Genomic DNA, 15751 nt, shown 5'->3' with positions numbered 1-15751 from the left:
AACTGGCTGTTCAGCGACACACCCAGAGGTGCCAAAGCCAGCGCTCAACTTTATAGCTTGGTCGAGACAGCCAAAGCCAACGGCCAAGAGCCCTATGCGTGGCTGCGCCACGTACTGGAGCGCCTGCCAATGGCGACCTCTGTCGAAGATTACGAAGCCCTGTTGCCGTGGAACTGCTCGCCGGAATTGCCTAGCTAAGCGCGGCCCATCTTCAAGTCGGTGGGGTCTATGGAGCGCTTACGTTGCCCGCAACCCAGTGATTGGCAGCCCTCGCGCTGGTCATCATGCCTGACTGAAGATCACGCCGTGTTGTCATGGGATTAACAGCGTTATAAACCGCCTTCGCGGGATTTATCGCGGCTTGGGCCATCTGCCTCAGCGTAATCGCGCTGGACGATAAACCACCCGCAAGTTGACTTCCCAAGGAGCTGGCTTGATAGACCATGTAGAGGACTATCCCACTCAGCGCCAAGACCTCCAACATATCGGTCGCGGGGCCATTCCCAGCAGTCGGCTGGATGTCAGCCAACATCGTTGTGAAAAATTTCATACCTAACGTCAGCACGGACGTTATCGCTGCGCTCTGCATGATGTAGTTCATCACCTGGGCAAACCATTGGTCGAACCACTTGCCGGTCATTTGGCCGAAGAGCAGCATTGCGATGAAGATCGGGCCACACCTCAGCAGAAACGACATCAGCACCTTGGCGGTAATGATCATGGCACCAGCAGGCAGCGTGATCAGAAATGTTGCGACGAGCATCGTGCCAGCCATGAGCAAGTCATAGCACATCATGCCTATCTCCGTTACGCCTCGCCTCCCTGCGCGGGCAAGGAGATCAGAGGCAATTTTGAAACCATCAGTCATAGCCCTGTCGATTACCTGATAGACAGACGTCGCCGTAGCTCCCTTACCATTGGGGGAAAACGCATCAGCCAACCCAACTTCCAGGCCATGAATCGCTTCCACAACCCACCCAAGGTATGTGTTCGCGTTTAATGCCAGGGCGCCAATGAACGCCCATTTAATTGCGATTTTGAAGAGATGTGGTAGAGGTTGCTCAATAAAGCCGCCGACAGACAATAGTCCCATCGTCATGAAAAATAGCGCGCCAACCAAAGCGAGCAAAACGGAGAAGTCGCCAATAACACTCTGCGCCATGAGCTGAACGTATTCGTTTAATACGACATCGATAGATCCACCTACCCATTCGTAGAAATTAGATTCCATAGTCACCGCTCCTTCAAATCTAAGGTCTCGCGCTTACGGAACCCTCGCTCGGCAAGCCGCAGCTCATTCTCGGCCTGCTTGGCATTGACGCAATTCGGCGTCAACGCAAGCCTTCCCGGATCACGCTCACATTCCGAGATCTGAATCGCCCTTTCTGCGTTATGAGCCTTATACCAATCGACAGTACGGACAGGTTCATCCGCTCCGCACCCTGTGAGCAGTACGGGAAACAAAACCAACCAACGAGAGGTAATCATTCCTGATCCTCCCGCTCGACAACGCTCAGGTTCCGGGGCGATGCGCAACGCGCCTTAGCTCGAAACTGTTCTGCGTATTTAAGGGAATAAGCGAGTTCGGCAGAATCGATAATCTGCAAAGCGGCAAGCGTGCGCAGGGCACTTTCTCTTGTGCCAGCCCAACTACCAGCAATGCGAGCTTCGGCCTTCGAAACCAAAAGAGCCGAGGCAAGCGCGCAGGCAAATGAAATCAAAACTGCAAGCGTTGATGAAATCGGGCCTGTTGCTCGAGGCGGGACTATCTGGAGCCAATCAGCAAGCGCCAAGAGGAATGGCATCACTGCCGTAGCGGCGGCGAGCAGATCACTCTGAATCAGTTCTGGGGCACGCCGCGATACCTCTTTCAGAGCGCCGAACCGGCCGATACACAACCAGAATCTACGCAATGACGTGAGAATGAAGAAGCAAACGATGATCGGGAGGATGTGAGCGTACGAAACCATTTCAATTTCCCCCCAGGTTCAGCATGGTGCGAGTTTTGAATCCTCGCTTATCAAGAATCTGGGCATTCAATTCACGCTGCCTCTGCTCCTGTACCTTGTCCTCTGCCTGAGCCACCATTTGGAACATCTGCAACTTGGTCTGCTCGTTTTGAATCATTGCTTGCTCTGCAGCAATGCGCCCCTGTAGCTCGGCGATGCCTTTGGGATCTTGGGTTTTATCAATTTGCCCCATGAGCTGATCAAGCTGACGCAGCCTACCCTTGGCTTGATCGTAGGCGTCCAATGCGAACGCTTTGTCCTGCGATGGCTTTACAGCCTGCGCCTGACAGGCAGCCCGTTGCTCATCCTGAGCGAAACTTTGGCATGCATCGAACACCTTGTTATCTGCATAGATCATCTCGGCACGGCCATCCAGGCCTGAATATCCGCCGCGTCTCACTGAGTCATAGACCGCTTGCCATTCTTGAGGCAGATACTCTCGGAGCTGAGGATCATCGAACACTCTTCCGAGTCCTCGCGAGCCTGTGATCGCTCCGTACTGCTGCTTCATCTGGTCAATCTGAGAAGCCATCTTTTGAACCTGCTGACCCCAACGGGTGGAGTTGGAAGCAAACTCAGCGATAGTCATCGGGGATTCGGTTACCTGGCTAGTAACGGTTACAGGAATTTGTGCAAAGCCCTGCTGCGCACACATCAACGATGAAAATGCGGCAGCAATACGAAGCGGTTGCTTGCCCATACGAGCCAGACACTTAAACAGATCCATAGTCACCTCTCCATTAGAAATGGTGAGCGCTGGACCGTCTGTCCGGCCTGTCGATCTGTTTAGGAATCTCACCCGGCACGGCGTTGCCGTTCTTGGGGTGACTATGCGCCAGTCTTACCCGGTGTAGGCCCCGTCTTTTAAGGGCCGCGCCCATAATGCAAGCAGCATCAGCGAGGCGGTTTCAGCGGTCGTTTCAGAAACCAAAAAACAGTATTTTGGCGAAATAATTATCTCATTATGGTGCTATGACCTGAAGTACCGACCGTCCAGGAAATTTCGTCATGACGAAGTTTTTGTATATCCAAAAGCTAGTGACGCATCAGCTAAAACCAAAACGCTATATATTGGCGAACCAACTATCTAACTTTGGCTAAATCGTTGAATAATAACTTCCTAGTTCTTCGTCATGACGAAGTTTTCATTGTCACGAAGTACTAGTGCAGGATAGGCTAACCGCCGGTAAAGTGTGCGCACACAGCTTGCAAGGGTTCCACTTGCGCTTCGCGCCTCATCGCTTGAGAGGTTGTTATGCAGAAGGCCAGCCGGGCTATTAACGTCCACCTGGGCGCAAAATTAAAAGCTTGCTGGATGGCCTATTGCGACGGCTTAGGCAAAACCCCTGGGGCTGCGCTTAAAGAAGCTATCGAGCATCAACTCGCTAAAGCTGATGCCAAACCTGAGCCTAAGACCTACCGGCAAACCGAGGAAGCCAAAGAACCAAAGCAGCGCTTTGAAATCCTTCTGACCGTTTCCGAGAAGGCGGCGATTAAAGAGCGGGCCAGCATCGAAGGTTGCTCAATGCGCCGCTGGATCGTTGATGCGATCCGCATCGGGTTGACCCACGAGCCACAGTTCGATATGTCCGAAATTGATGCCTTGGGGGAATCCAATTACCAGTTGCTCGCACTGGGTCGAAATCTCAATCAGGTTGCTCGGCGCTTGAATGAAGGCACTTACGAGCCGATCACCGTCGAGCGGATCGAGGCACTTAGCCGACTGATAAATGAGCATACAAAAGTCGTGAGCGACGCTATCCGCGCGAGCTTGGAACGGTGGAGCATTACTCACGAAATTTAGACGTTGTAAACGTTCACAGCTAAAACTCACCGCGCAGATGCGGCCACCAGCGATCACATAACGAAAAATTTAGCTGGTTAGCGACAGGAGCAAAAAATTCGTCATGACGAATTTTTGCTCCTAGTAGAATTTGTGAAGCTATTGCGTTAGCCGATCTGAGCACGGGGAGCCCTCACACCTGGTCGATTGGCTTAAGTTAAACTGCCTGTACAGATAGCATACGTTTAACAAGGCTGCACCGACTGACCTCGATCTCACGGACAACGTCGGGCCTCGATAGACCGTCGAAGTTCCGTGACGTGCATCGCCGCTCCTCGCGGCAACAGCTATCGGCCAGAAGTGGCCATAGAGCACCTAGAAAACTTAAAGCACTTCAGGCTGCCACAGGCTTGTGGTAGCAAAAGCGAATTAAATATTCGAGGCGCGGGTTACAGCATGACATCAGCGGAATCAGCTGCAGCTCCGCTGGAGCAAGTCAGTTAGGGGCTAACAATGACCTTGATATCCGAGCCCGAGATGCTCTTGATATATGAGTAGCTCGTTCCCAAGACGGCCAACTGCTCCTTCGACACCTTATTCATTGATATCGCGGGTTGGACGATTACAAATTTGAAAATCAGCTCATGGTCGAGGCATTTGTTGCGCAGTATCTCCAACTGCTGAGGCGTGCCTTTCAGAATTCTGTCGAAATCCTTTAGCAATCCTTTCTGGTATCGATCCATCAGTCGGTTGAAGAATTTATCTCCAGTAGACAGCCATTTCACCGATCTGGACGCCTGACCGCATACCTCGTAAACGTCGGCAACGCGCGCGCCGGGAGCGGCCACGCCATCGATCATCGGGCAGAATTTGCAGTGATACAGGTCTACGTAGATTGCGTCCTTGCTTTCGCGGATTGCCACCAAGTCAGCGATTTCGCCTTTACCGTCATCATTGAACACGATCGAATAATCATCAGCAATTTTGTCAAACGTGAAGCCTTGTACTGAGTCCTCACGTCGCTCTGCACGCATAGACTCTTGATGGATTTTCGTCGTTCCCCAATTCCAGGGTTCGAGCAAACCGGCAGGCAGTTTTACATCCATGCTGTTCAGTGAGTACTGACGGTAATTGCCCTGCACCATGGAGCCGTCGACCTTGAGCAGTACAAGCGGCTCTCTATCCAGATAAGAGTCGAGCGGCTCTTCGTGGGGGTAAAGAATCTTCACGCCTGGGCAGGACGTCTTGTATCCGTCCTCCAACAGCCTGACGGAAATGGTAGCGAGGCGACGTTCCTCGCCATCGTTATCCGTAACCAACAAGGGAATTTCTAACGTCTGCGCACCACTGTACTCAGGCTTGCCAAGCTCGACGTCGAGAAGGTTGAAAGTTTCTCCCTGAGAATACAGCGAGATCCTTTGCTCGTTTTCTATTGCGATCGACACAGGCCAGTCGGCATAGAATAGGCCTTCCGGCCACTTGCCCTTGATTTGCTCCACACGCATAACGTTTTTGAGTACGTCACCAGGGTCGATGGTGTTGTCGTTGAGCTTGAGCGCCATGCGCTTGCACCACTCGACCCAGTAATTTATCGGAGAGGAGCTCATCTCCCAGATCTTGCCCTTGTGAGAGCAGCCCACAGTGGTTCGTTCTCCACCCTCGAAACCGGTAGCGAAGATGTTGGACTTCGTCGCATTACCTTTCTCGATGTCGCTGATCACTTGGTTGATATCGCGCCCCACGTGCATCGTGAAACGCAGGTCTTTACGGGCCCGAGACAGGCCAACGTTTTGCAGTTTCATCAATTTGATGTTGTGGAGGGTACGGAAGGCCGGCTCACCATTGATGCGACGTGAGTCCTTGGCCACCAGATTCAGAAAGCGAGTCGCCTGGGTGTCGTCACCCGAGGTATGAATGAAAAGGGTTTTCTGCGCCTTGTCATAGAAAGCGATGTACAGATTCCAGTTGGTATCGACAATTTCTTCTGTCTGCGCCCAACCGACCAGCGTCTCCCGCCGAGTCACGGCAATCACTGTATCGGCCTGATCGTTGATCGAGATGTACTGCAACGTCTCTCTGCGCCCATCAAGACTCTGCGCCCGCTGGGGTGTCCAGTCTGCGGGAGAGACGTGGTAGGCCACCGCGCTGATTTTGGGGTTCGGGTTCAGCCCAAAAATTACTTGAGCATCGTCCCCGACGGCAAACTGCTCGCAAAAGTCCGCCTTCTCAATTTCCCGGCCGACCTTTTGCTCGCTCACGTTGCGAATGACTGCGCCCCAGTCAGCGCTCTCTTTATAGAGATCTGCCATCTGGTGGTCGGTCTTCTGGTTAGCGATGTTCGCCACAAACTTAGCATCGCCAAGGGCAGCATCAACCCTAGTCAGCCGGCCAATGAACTGGAGCGTCACCGCAGGGCTTTGGTGTTGATCATGAATAGCGGCGATTTTGAGCTCGGGCAGATCGAAGCCTTCGCCAAGCATGTCGACGCAGACGATGATTCGGTGTTTCTTTTTGACGATCTCCGCCATCACCTTGGCCTGGTTCGCCACCTTGCTGTGAATCAGTACTGGCGTCAGGTCGGGGTGCTGCTTGTAAATCTCGAATAGGTCTGTTGCCCGCTTGTGCGACTTGGCCCGCACCATCATCAAATGGTTATACCCAGCCTTGAGGTCATCCCTGAGCAGCTCAACAGCCTTGTCTGCTATGGCCTGGTCGGACAGCTTAAGGTTGTATTCTCGTACCGGATGGAACTCGATGCTTTTGAAATAGCCATCAAGCTGTGCATCCCGGAGCGGGTAGTTGTAGATGATCTTACCGGCTAGAGCCAGACCATCCTCCCGGAATGGCGTCGCTGTAAACTGAATACACGGTTTGCCCCTGAAGGCGGTTTTGATTCGGTTCCAACTCGCGGCCACGACGTGATGAGCCTCATCGATCATTAGGTGGCTACAAATGTTCACTAGCGCACCCAAGGCAGCGTCTTCGAATAGCAGCAAGGCTTGGGGAGTGGCCACGATGATGTTAGCAGTAGCTAATTCTGCAACCTGCGCCTCAGAAAGCTTCGAATCGATGGCTGCAACAATGGGATTACGCGCCGTCTCCGACACTGCCCCCACGGTGCGAAGCGTCTTCATCTCCATGCACTTGCCCACTAACTGCGTCCTAAGGGGGTCCGAAGGAACCAGGATCAAGGTTCTGGCCATCCTCGCAGCGAGGATCAGCGCGAGCATGGTGTCGGTCTTTCCTGTACCGGTCGGCATGACCACTGTGGCGGTCGAAGAGGGATCAACCACCAGGTGCCCCAAGGTGGCATAAAGCGCAGCAAGTTGCGGCTTCCGCAGCCCGGGTGCGTTCGTCTTTGGATCGTCGAGACTAAAATTGAAGAGATGGTTTTGCCAGCTCTGGTACACGTCTCTATGCGTTATGACCACGTCGTCCATGGCGATTACCTGGGAGCAGAAAAGACTTCTGAGGGGGAGTGGCTATACAGTAGCACACGCCCTTCTGCTTGCATGACCCCAATGCCCGGGCGCTGAGCGTGGAAGAGATTACCGCTACGCTGGCGAGTGGCTCGGCAGACGGGCTCACGATCGTTCTGCGTGCCGTCGACCAGGTCGGATGGCTATCACTCATGATTCCTATCTGGAGGTCCATCAGGGGCAAGAGGATGATGGGCTTCTTCCCCTAGGCATTGCATTTCAGAAAGTGGTCCCACCGCCGGTTACGACAGCTGAAGCACAGCGTCTTCTCGATGAGCCGAGATCCGCCACGACCGCACCGCGTGCAGCCCCGGCCCTCAATCCGTAGCGTCTTCAAGGGATCGATACCAGTGGCATGGATCTCACCGATCACGCACCCACGACAGTCCATGAACAGAACGGCGTCGCGGTCGTTCTTTGCGCCCAGCCAGCGGTTTGGGCAGGTACCTACGAAGCACGATCATGAGTAAACGCTTCTTTCAATCCGAATAAAAACAAATACTTTAACGTTTCCAGAGTTATGGAAGCCTTTGAAATAGCAGCTAAAATTCAGAAACAGTGAATATTCACACTGGGTAGTGAAAAACTATTTCGTTATCCATGCTTCGTAGATTGCATACACCGAACCAGCACTATTAGTGAACCACCGTCATATAAAAGGAAGATTTATATCTATGAACCCCAAAGACATTAGCTACGATACGCAGTTCGCCCTACATCAGGTATGCACCGCCTTAAATCCGCTTCTTGCTTTACGCGCCTATGAGGAAAATCAATACGTGCTTAAGGATTGGCGTATCATCTACGCAGCAGAAGATGATGCTGGCCCATTTAAACTGAGACGTAAAGAATTTGCTGACAGAGGGTTTATTTCAACTTGCTTTCGAGGAAAATCATTATGGGTATTAGACTCAGAAGCGATTAGCACCTTATCTCCGGTTAGATTCCAAATGGGGTATGGCACCTTTGTCGACTCTAATGCAGCCAGCTTTATCAAAGCACTTGCATATCGAGAAAACCCCTCCCCTGGACTAACACAATACGGTAACGCCTTAAGAGCAAATTTCGACAATGAAGAGCTGGCAGTACTTAATCCATACTTATATCTTTGGGAAGCACAAAGATCTTGGAATGAAGAAACAATTGAAAATTGCCGAATGACTCTCGCCGCAATCCATGCGCTCTCACTAGACTCAAGCCCATTAGATGAGTCTTGGGGCTTACGATTTAGGAGTATCTATAAAGAGCAAGCAGAAGCTCACGCAGATGAGCTATTGGCTGACTTTCAAAAGCAATTAGACAACGGATTGCATGAGGGCATCGAGCAGCAGGTGGATCTAGTCGAAAGTATGATTCTTCGCACCAAAATCATCGAGGCAAGTTCATCAAAATCAGCAGAGCACAAAATGGGAGAGCTCATTCAATTTATGCATGAAGAGACTTCAACATTCATGCTTCGAGAGCTTATTGTTTGCGCAGATATCTTGTGTCGCGGCGGTCGATCCGCACTATCCAAAAAACTTAACTCGGTACTGGACAAAGAAGATCCACTAGCAGTGATAAAAAACTGCTCATGGGACCTTTATCTTCCCAGAGCACTGGACGCAATGGCAAATACGCAAACCCTGCCAGAGGCCGACTTCTACTTGGGCAATCTCATAACATTCGATACCGACGTTGCAGATATTTTCAAATTGACAGAATTGAGAGCAATGGCAATGCACCGAAAATCAACGTACACATTTCCATTCTTCAACGAGGAGTTCATAGATTGGATAGCAGCGCGTGTTGGTGAAAAGCGAATGGACTCTCTTGCTGGACTTTTTCAAACGGATGGTTTTGAATCGCGAGCCAAGCTGCGGAGTCATGCAAGGGTGAAAAATATATTAGTGGAAGATCGTGCACGCTTTATGTCTATGAAAAAACAGAAACTTTGACTTAAAGTCTCAATCACCCTCACCTTGACTACAGCACAAAGGCAGTACGCAGCTCGCTAGGCGTACTGCCAACCAGATAAAACTTGCCCTCGTATGTGCTAGGCTATAACACCACCCACTTTCAAAAACATTTTCTGCTCCTCTCCATCATAAGTAGGCAGCCACTCCGCATCATTGTCATCACCATCATAGTGGTATTCAGTCGTTGAAAAAACTATCTGGGCGCCACGATCGCTACATAGTTTTTTCAAAGCCATTAAATAACGACCCAAATCATCATTATGAATCTCATGCTGCTTAGGTGTATCCAGAATCATAAACTTAAACCCTAACACCCCGCTCTCTGCGAAGGCTTGAAATACCGCCGCGTGATATGCCAAAACGGCACGAATTTTCGTACTACCTTTGAGTTGAGATATTGTTTCCACACCGAGCAGAGGCGAAAAATCATCTTTAAAGGTTATATCCCTGCTAACATTATTTGTATGCAGAACATCAAGCCACTCTATAAAGTTACGACGAATATCCGCTCTAACTCTAATCAAATCTGGCGAATACGCTCTATCCACTGAAAAAGACTCGTACAACGTCAATGCTTTATCTCGCTCCACAATAGCTTTAAAATGCTTTCCCTCTAGAGCTGTCACTTTCTCAAGTTCGCTTAGCTGCCCCTGAAGTGTAAATATTTCTGTTTTAAGCCTTGTAATAGCCTCAACCAAAGCGGATATTTCACTTTTGGCGCTAGAAGAGTTACGCGCGTCAACTAACGACTGAATCGCTTGCTCTTGAGCATCGCGCTGACGACTTAGTTCTCCGACTCTAACTTCATCAAGGTCAGCGTTCCGCTCCAAGTCCTTAATTTGATCTCGAAGATAAAGTAGATTTTTACTATAAGATTCAGAGCTTGACGAGAACAACTGGCACAGGTCAGCCCCACAAATCTCCTTGAATGATAGGAAAACTCTACGTGCCTCCTCATTCAAGTTTAAAGTTTCGATTTCTGTATTAATCTCGTGAACAATCTTCCCAATACCCAAATTACGCCTTTGCAATTGATTTATTTCTGCCGATATTTCTCTAATATTATTTCTATGAATATAGATAATCCGATCTAAAGCATTAACAGAGTCATCCCGGCTAGCTCCGACATCTTGAAGACTATCCAACTCGAATTCTAGCTGAGAAATTTCGGCTAGCATCTCCGACTTTGACTTGGTGATCTCTGAAACATTCTTTCTAGCTAGATCTACCATCCTGGCAAATGTCTGAGCATCCTTATCCAGGAACTCCAAACGCTCCTTAGCTCGAAAACGATCTTTTTTGACATCAAATGAATTTTTCACAGGCAGATCAAAAACCATCCTCATCATTTCCGAGAACTGATCTTTAATAAACTTACCAGGCGGGCAGTAAATCTCACTATACCCGACATCTTGATCTAAGTAATATATTGGCAACAGTGTTGCAAGATAGGCTGCACCAAGCTGATTCCCTGTAGTTACCAAATTATTAGTAACAATGCCAAGCCAATCGAAAATGTATTGAGAGTAATCCCTTTCATTAAAAAACTTCTGAACCCCTCCGGTAGGCTCAACCACCTCTACGTCAAGATCTCTTCCATACACTCGACGAAGTCGTAATTCCCCCTTAGCAGAAGAAACTACAAGCTCAGCGTATTTGCATTTATCATATATATCATTCCTAAAGACACTGGGAAAACCTAAACAAAACGGAATAGATTGAACCAGTGGAGTTTTCCCACATCCATTCGGGCCAAACAGCTGAGTAATATCACGACCAAAGATCAGAAGATCTGAACCCCAGCCTGATTGGCCATTAGGAAATATTTTCAAACTGACAAGTTTCATTCCAACTCCAGATCAAGCTGTTTGGCAACGCATATATTTCTGTACGAACGTGCAATTTGTGCGAGATTATAAGCGAGATCATCATCCTGACTAATGGCTTTGGCTATTATCTTCTTACCCAAATCAGTTATAGCAAGACGACTTTTCCTATTGTCGACGTGAATGAGAGAAGTACTTTCCAAAAACGTGATCGCCTTTACTGTTCTTACCCTTAAGTTCGCCGACCACCCTAAATGTTGTGCAGATCCTTTAAAACCTGACATAGCGCCTTCAATACTTTCACCAACCAGCTGACCGATTTCAGAAACCCGAGGCTTCCTCTTATCTTTTGCCATCAACAATACTATAAGACATATAAGAGGCAACTGAAAAAGAGCCTCATTATTTAGCTGGTGCCTGTGCGAATCTACCACTACCGGAATAGATACATCTTTAACAGCAAGAACAGAGAAAAAATTTTCAAAATTCATGATTTACCTCTAACCAAAGCAGAGAAAACACCGCCCAGTATGAGGTCGTTAGTCAGATCAAACTTTAGGGATTCGCTTTCCAGCTCGACTAGCAAATTTTTTATCGGTATACGCAAGCTGTTCATACCTAGCACTCCCTGCGTATTCATCGTGCTGCATAGGATAGCAGAGACACGCTCCGATATCGACAAAAGATCTAGCTCTTGGATTACATGCCTAGCGCTCCTATACCAAACATCCCAATCTGTCTTACACTTTGAACAGTACATGATCATTGAGATATCAGCACCACTAGACTTCAAAGCGCGCTGGATCATGGACGCAGATTTTATAGCGTTGCCGTCCCCACCACTCAACAAACTATAGTATGCATCTTTGGAAATGCTTAATATAGAGAGCAAATCATCTACCGATACACCCGCGCAGCTCTCTATGGAGTTGGCGTCCCACGTTTTTATGACGCCGCTTGATTTTTTCTCAACGAGTTCGAGTAGCCTCAAAAGAATCTCTCTAAACTCAGCGCGTTCAAGCTCAATTTCACTGAATTCATAAATCTTCTCCTTTACTATCAACTCAAAGTAGTTATCGCCCTCTTTCAAAAAAGATACATCAGACTCAAATGACAATTTAGACAACATAGACTTAGCTTGCTCAGGGCTGAATGAGTTGGCATTCTCACCAAAGCATTCATTAAAGCGATCCAACATAACCTTTGAAAATTTATGAGAAAAGATACCGGACTCGATATCCGATAACAAATCTTCGACCTCATCACTATTATTCACATTTGTCTGAAATATTACGGAGTTACAATACTGGTCAAAGACAACAGTATGAAGCAGCAGCTTACCGACAAAACTTCCTTTAAACGCGTCTACGTTTTGCTTCGATTGATCTCTCAGTTGAGTGCTCAGCCCAAAGACTTCATTAATTGTCCAATTATGGTTCTGTTTTCCCTTGGTTTTTACCTGATAAAAAATATAAGTAAATCCATCACCGTCTTTTTTTCTGATTACAAAGTCATCATGCAGATCACAATAAACCCTATCTACAGTTCCGCCTTCAAGGATCGAAAGTGAAGCAACAGCAGCAGACCGCACCTGGGCACGATATCTACTAAATGAGTCTCTACCGTTTTGCTCCCTGGCTTTTTTTGTATCAAGCATATTTAGCCTATACTTAATTATATGTCACGAAAGTCGACGCGATGCCTAAGAGGCTAATGAATATCGGCCTCTCAGATGCGAGTATATTGTTTTATGAGCAGTCATCCTGACGCATCCCTTCTCCCCTTTCGGCACATTGCCATCACGCCAACTTAGCGGCTTCGAAGCCTTAGGTAAAGCTCGGCAGTGGATATCTGATTTTTCGAGCTCGAAACGGATGAAATTCAGGATTATTCAGGTGGCGGCGCCGAAGGGTTTTTCGGCGAGTAAACAGGCCGATCCCTCGTTTCCGGTAGATACCGGTGCATCATCCATTGAGGGCGAAGGGATAGGGCTACCGAACTGTTCCCCCAATTCCTACCCAACCAAATGAAGCGGATGCATTTCAATCCTCAGCGCTGGTGGCGTCCTTCAGCTGTAAGGTAGGTACATCTACGGTACAATGCCCAGCTTAAGCAACCTACTCAAAACTACGCTCAACACCACGTACTACGGGGCCTCCAGCTATGCCAACCTACGTTCACCTACGAACGATTTCTCTAGGCTTAGCAGCTCGCCCAGCAACTCATAATCCCTTGGTCCACGGTTCGAGTCCGTGTGGGCCCACCAAATAGAAAGCCGCGCATTGCGCGGCTTTTTTCGTTCTTGCGCGGCACCCACACCGGGCTCATCACAACCTCAATCAATCACCACATGCGGCAAAAACCGGCTGCTGTCTTTGGTGATCAGACTGTCGTCTTCACGAATCCCGATCCCCGAAGCCGTATCACCCACCACCCAAGACCCGATCAGCGTGTAGCTGTCGCCAAAACGAGGCAACGGCGCGAACGCTTGCAGAATGTAGGGCGCGTCGTTGTAAGGGCCGTCTTCGAAAATGACCTGGTCGGTCGGGGTGCGGATTTCGATGTTGGCGCCTTCGCGGGAAAAGTACGGCTTGCGCACCCAACCCTTTGGCACTGCAGATTGCGGGTGCTTATCAACGAAGGACGGCAACAGATTGGGATGCCCTTCGTTGAATTCCCAAAGCAACGGCAGGATGCCTTTGTTCGAAATGATCGCCTTCCAGGCAGGTTCGATGAACTGCGTATCGCACTGGGGGATGGCCTGGCCGTGGGGCTCATGGAAGACATGCTCCCAAGCGTGCAGTTTGAAGATGCGTTCGATCCAGCGGCCCTCAAGATCGACAAAGCGGCCGTTGGCGTTCAGGCCAATGTCTTCGATGTCGATGTGGCGGGTGTCGATGCCGACATGCTCTGCCATTTTGCGCAGGAATTCCGTCGTACCCCGGTCTTCGATGGAGCCTGACATACATGAGAAGTAGAACGGCCCGCCTTCCTTGATCGCCGCAAAAGCCCGGACCAGATCCTCCGCCATCGAATTGAACTGCGAAGCGTGGGCCGGCAATACGCCGCGCTGGATCTGCTCTTCAAGCCAGATAAGCTGAAACGCACCCGCTTCATAGGCTGAGGTGGGCGTGTCCATGTTGGCTTCCAGCAGCTTGGCCGGATTTATGCCGTCATAGCTGAAGTCAAAGCGGCCATACAGATGCGGGTGGCCTTCCTTCCACGAGGTGCGGACCAGATCGAAGAACGCCGGCGGAATGGCGAGCCGGGTCAACAGCTCTTCGCTCTCGACGACCTTTTCCACGACGTCCAGGCACATGGCATGAAGCTCCTGGGTCGGCGCTTCGATGTCGCGTGTGATCTGCGCTTCGGTGAACTGGTAGTAGGCGCGCTCGTCCCAGTAGCGCTCGCCGTCGATGGTGTGAAAGTTGAATCCTTCACGCTCGGCCGTCTGGCACCAGTCAGGTCGCTCCTCGATGCTGATCCTTTTCATAAGTAACGTCCCTGTTATCCGCCGAAGCTTGAGCCGCTGCTTTTGCCACCCCAACCGCTGCGAGCAGTGGCCTGGCTGCCGAAACCGCCACGGGAAACGGAAGACGAGACCGAGGAATTCCGGCCAAGGGTGCTTTTGCTGTAAGTGCCGGTCGAGCTGCTTCGCGCCTGGGTGGAGTTGCCGAAGGTTTTGCCCTGCTCGATCTGGCGCGACAGTGTGGAATACCCATATCCACCCCTCGAGTCCCGCTCCTGGTAGATGGGTTGGGCATAGTAACGACCGCCACCGCCGGTGAATCCGTTGACCATGTTGCTGACGAGCATGCCCATCAGGAATCCGTTCACCCCGGAACCGAAGCCACCACCGCCACCACCGGACTGGTTAGCCTGTGCCTTCGCTGCGTCAACCTGGGACTTGGGAAGCTCACCGGAAACTTCCAGCTGGAAACCGCCGAGCTTGGGCGTGAACTTGCCGTCGGCATTCTGCTGACAGTAATCGGGGACGAAATCAGCTTCGCAAGCCGTCTTGTCGTCGTAGGTCGGGGCAATGCGGCGGTGCTCCGCCAGCGCGCTCATGTAAGCGTCCGAGCAGATGTCGACCGGTACTTTCTGGTCAACGCAGGACTGGACCGACGGATAGGTCTGCTGCGCGGAAACTTCTACAGTGTCGGACTTGCTGCACGCGCTGATCGCCAACGGCAGGGTGCTGGCCAGGACCAGCTTGAGGGAACTACGTCTCATCGATAACTCCTTTCGATAACGGGCGATCAGGTCGACGGCGTCATGCAGGCCGAGTTGAGAAAACCGACACTGATCGAGACGCTGGCGGCGTAGATGGCCGCCGCAAGCTCGCCTCGGGTGATGCGTGCGGACAGATCCTTGAGCACCATGCTGGTGGCGGTGAAGGCCAGCAGCTGTACGACTGCTGCGATTACTGCCCAGATCACCACATCCAGAACGCTGATGCTGTAGGTGATCACGTTGCTGGCAGGAAGAGCGAAACCGATCAGAGCACCGCCGAGGGCGACGGCGGCGGCCACATTGCCCTCACGAATCTGAGCGAATTCCTTGTGCGGCGTCAGACGCGTGTAGGCCATCTGAAACAACGAGAACAATCCGCCGGCCACAATGATGTAGACCACAAAACTCAGCAACGACTGGAAGCTGACGGACATACGAAGCGCTTCAAGCATTTTTTACTTCC

Annotated in this window: 14 protein-coding genes; 3 read left to right on the top strand and 11 right to left on the bottom strand. The window is 50.4% G+C overall.

The window, feature by feature from the left end; translation table 11 throughout:
- Positions 1-198, top strand: a 198-nt coding sequence (locus tag QWI20_RS19965; protein ID WP_369306904.1) for a transposase domain-containing protein, incomplete at its 5' end; no start/stop codon positions are given.
- 28 nt (positions 199-226) lie between these two features.
- Here QWI20_RS19965 and QWI20_RS19960 read toward each other — a convergent pair.
- Genes QWI20_RS19960 through virB5 form a run of 4 tightly spaced genes read right to left on the bottom strand, consistent with a single transcriptional unit; the run spans position 227 to position 2736 of the window.
- Positions 227-1231, bottom strand: coding sequence for a type IV secretion system protein (locus QWI20_RS19960; RefSeq protein WP_369306903.1), 1005 nt, complete (start codon positions 1229-1231; stop codon positions 227-229).
- A 2-nt stretch (positions 1232-1233) separates the two neighbouring features.
- Positions 1234-1488, bottom strand: coding sequence for an EexN family lipoprotein (locus QWI20_RS19955; RefSeq protein WP_122415003.1), 255 nt, complete (start codon positions 1486-1488; stop codon positions 1234-1236).
- Positions 1485-1970 (bottom strand): hypothetical protein, encoded by a 486-nt coding sequence (locus QWI20_RS19950; RefSeq protein WP_369306902.1) that lies wholly within the window; start codon positions 1968-1970, stop codon positions 1485-1487. The genes QWI20_RS19955 and QWI20_RS19950 overlap by 4 nt, the downstream gene beginning before the upstream one ends.
- 1 nt (position 1971) lies before the next feature.
- Positions 1972-2736 carry a P-type DNA transfer protein VirB5 gene (gene virB5, locus QWI20_RS19945; protein ID WP_369306900.1) on the bottom strand — a complete coding sequence of 255 codons (765 nt, stop codon included), beginning with the start codon at positions 2734-2736 and terminating at the stop codon, positions 1972-1974.
- A 528-nt stretch (positions 2737-3264) separates the two neighbouring features.
- On the opposite strand from virB5, the gene QWI20_RS19940 reads away from it, so the two are divergent.
- Complete coding sequence (locus QWI20_RS19940; protein ID WP_369306899.1) at positions 3265-3813, top strand: plasmid mobilization relaxosome protein MobC; 549 nt, start codon at positions 3265-3267, stop codon at positions 3811-3813.
- Between the two features lie 479 nt (positions 3814-4292).
- Here the strand turns inward: QWI20_RS19940 and QWI20_RS19935 are convergent, their stop codons facing one another.
- Complete coding sequence (locus tag QWI20_RS19935; protein WP_369306898.1) at positions 4293-7232, bottom strand: DEAD/DEAH box helicase; 2940 nt, start codon at positions 7230-7232, stop codon at positions 4293-4295.
- Positions 7233-7945: 713 nt separating this feature from the next.
- Between QWI20_RS19935 and QWI20_RS19930 the strand changes: the two genes are divergently transcribed.
- Positions 7946-9208 carry a hypothetical protein gene (locus QWI20_RS19930; RefSeq protein WP_369306897.1) on the top strand — a complete coding sequence of 421 codons (1263 nt, stop codon included), beginning with the start codon at positions 7946-7948 and terminating at the stop codon, positions 9206-9208.
- Positions 9209-9306: 98 nt separating this feature from the next.
- Here the strand turns inward: QWI20_RS19930 and QWI20_RS19925 are convergent, their stop codons facing one another.
- The 6 genes from QWI20_RS19925 to QWI20_RS19900 all read right to left on the bottom strand — a co-directional run bounded on the left by QWI20_RS19925 (position 9307) and on the right by QWI20_RS19900 (position 15740).
- Complete coding sequence (locus QWI20_RS19925; protein ID WP_369306896.1) at positions 9307-11076, bottom strand: hypothetical protein; 1770 nt, start codon at positions 11074-11076, stop codon at positions 9307-9309.
- On the bottom strand, positions 11073-11546 hold the full coding sequence (locus QWI20_RS19920) for a hypothetical protein (protein WP_054084215.1): 474 nt from the start codon (positions 11544-11546) through the stop codon (positions 11073-11075). The genes QWI20_RS19925 and QWI20_RS19920 overlap by 4 nt, the downstream gene beginning before the upstream one ends.
- Positions 11543-12712 (bottom strand): dsDNA nuclease domain-containing protein, encoded by a 1170-nt coding sequence (locus tag QWI20_RS19915; protein ID WP_369306895.1) that lies wholly within the window; start codon positions 12710-12712, stop codon positions 11543-11545. Before QWI20_RS19915 ends, QWI20_RS19920 begins: the two co-directional genes overlap by 4 nt.
- 678 nt (positions 12713-13390) lie before the next feature.
- Positions 13391-14548: a glutathionylspermidine synthase family protein gene (locus tag QWI20_RS19910; RefSeq protein ID WP_369306894.1), complete on the bottom strand. Its 1158-nt coding sequence runs from the start codon at positions 14546-14548 to the stop codon at positions 13391-13393.
- Positions 14549-14562: 14 nt separating this feature from the next.
- On the bottom strand, positions 14563-15288 hold the full coding sequence (locus QWI20_RS19905; protein ID WP_133775475.1) for a DUF1190 domain-containing protein: 726 nt from the start codon (positions 15286-15288) through the stop codon (positions 14563-14565).
- A gap of 26 nt (positions 15289-15314) precedes the next feature.
- Positions 15315-15740: a DUF350 domain-containing protein gene (locus tag QWI20_RS19900; protein ID WP_074886933.1), complete on the bottom strand. Its 426-nt coding sequence runs from the start codon at positions 15738-15740 to the stop codon at positions 15315-15317.
- Positions 15741-15751: the final 11 nt, after the last annotated feature.

The sequence above is a fragment of the Pseudomonas sp. W2-17 genome (genome assembly GCF_041060445.1).
Taxonomy (GTDB): Bacteria; Pseudomonadota; Gammaproteobacteria; order Pseudomonadales; family Pseudomonadaceae; genus Aquipseudomonas.
The sequence above is the reverse complement of the archived record's forward strand: the minus strand, read 5'-3'. Positions and strand labels throughout refer to the sequence as shown.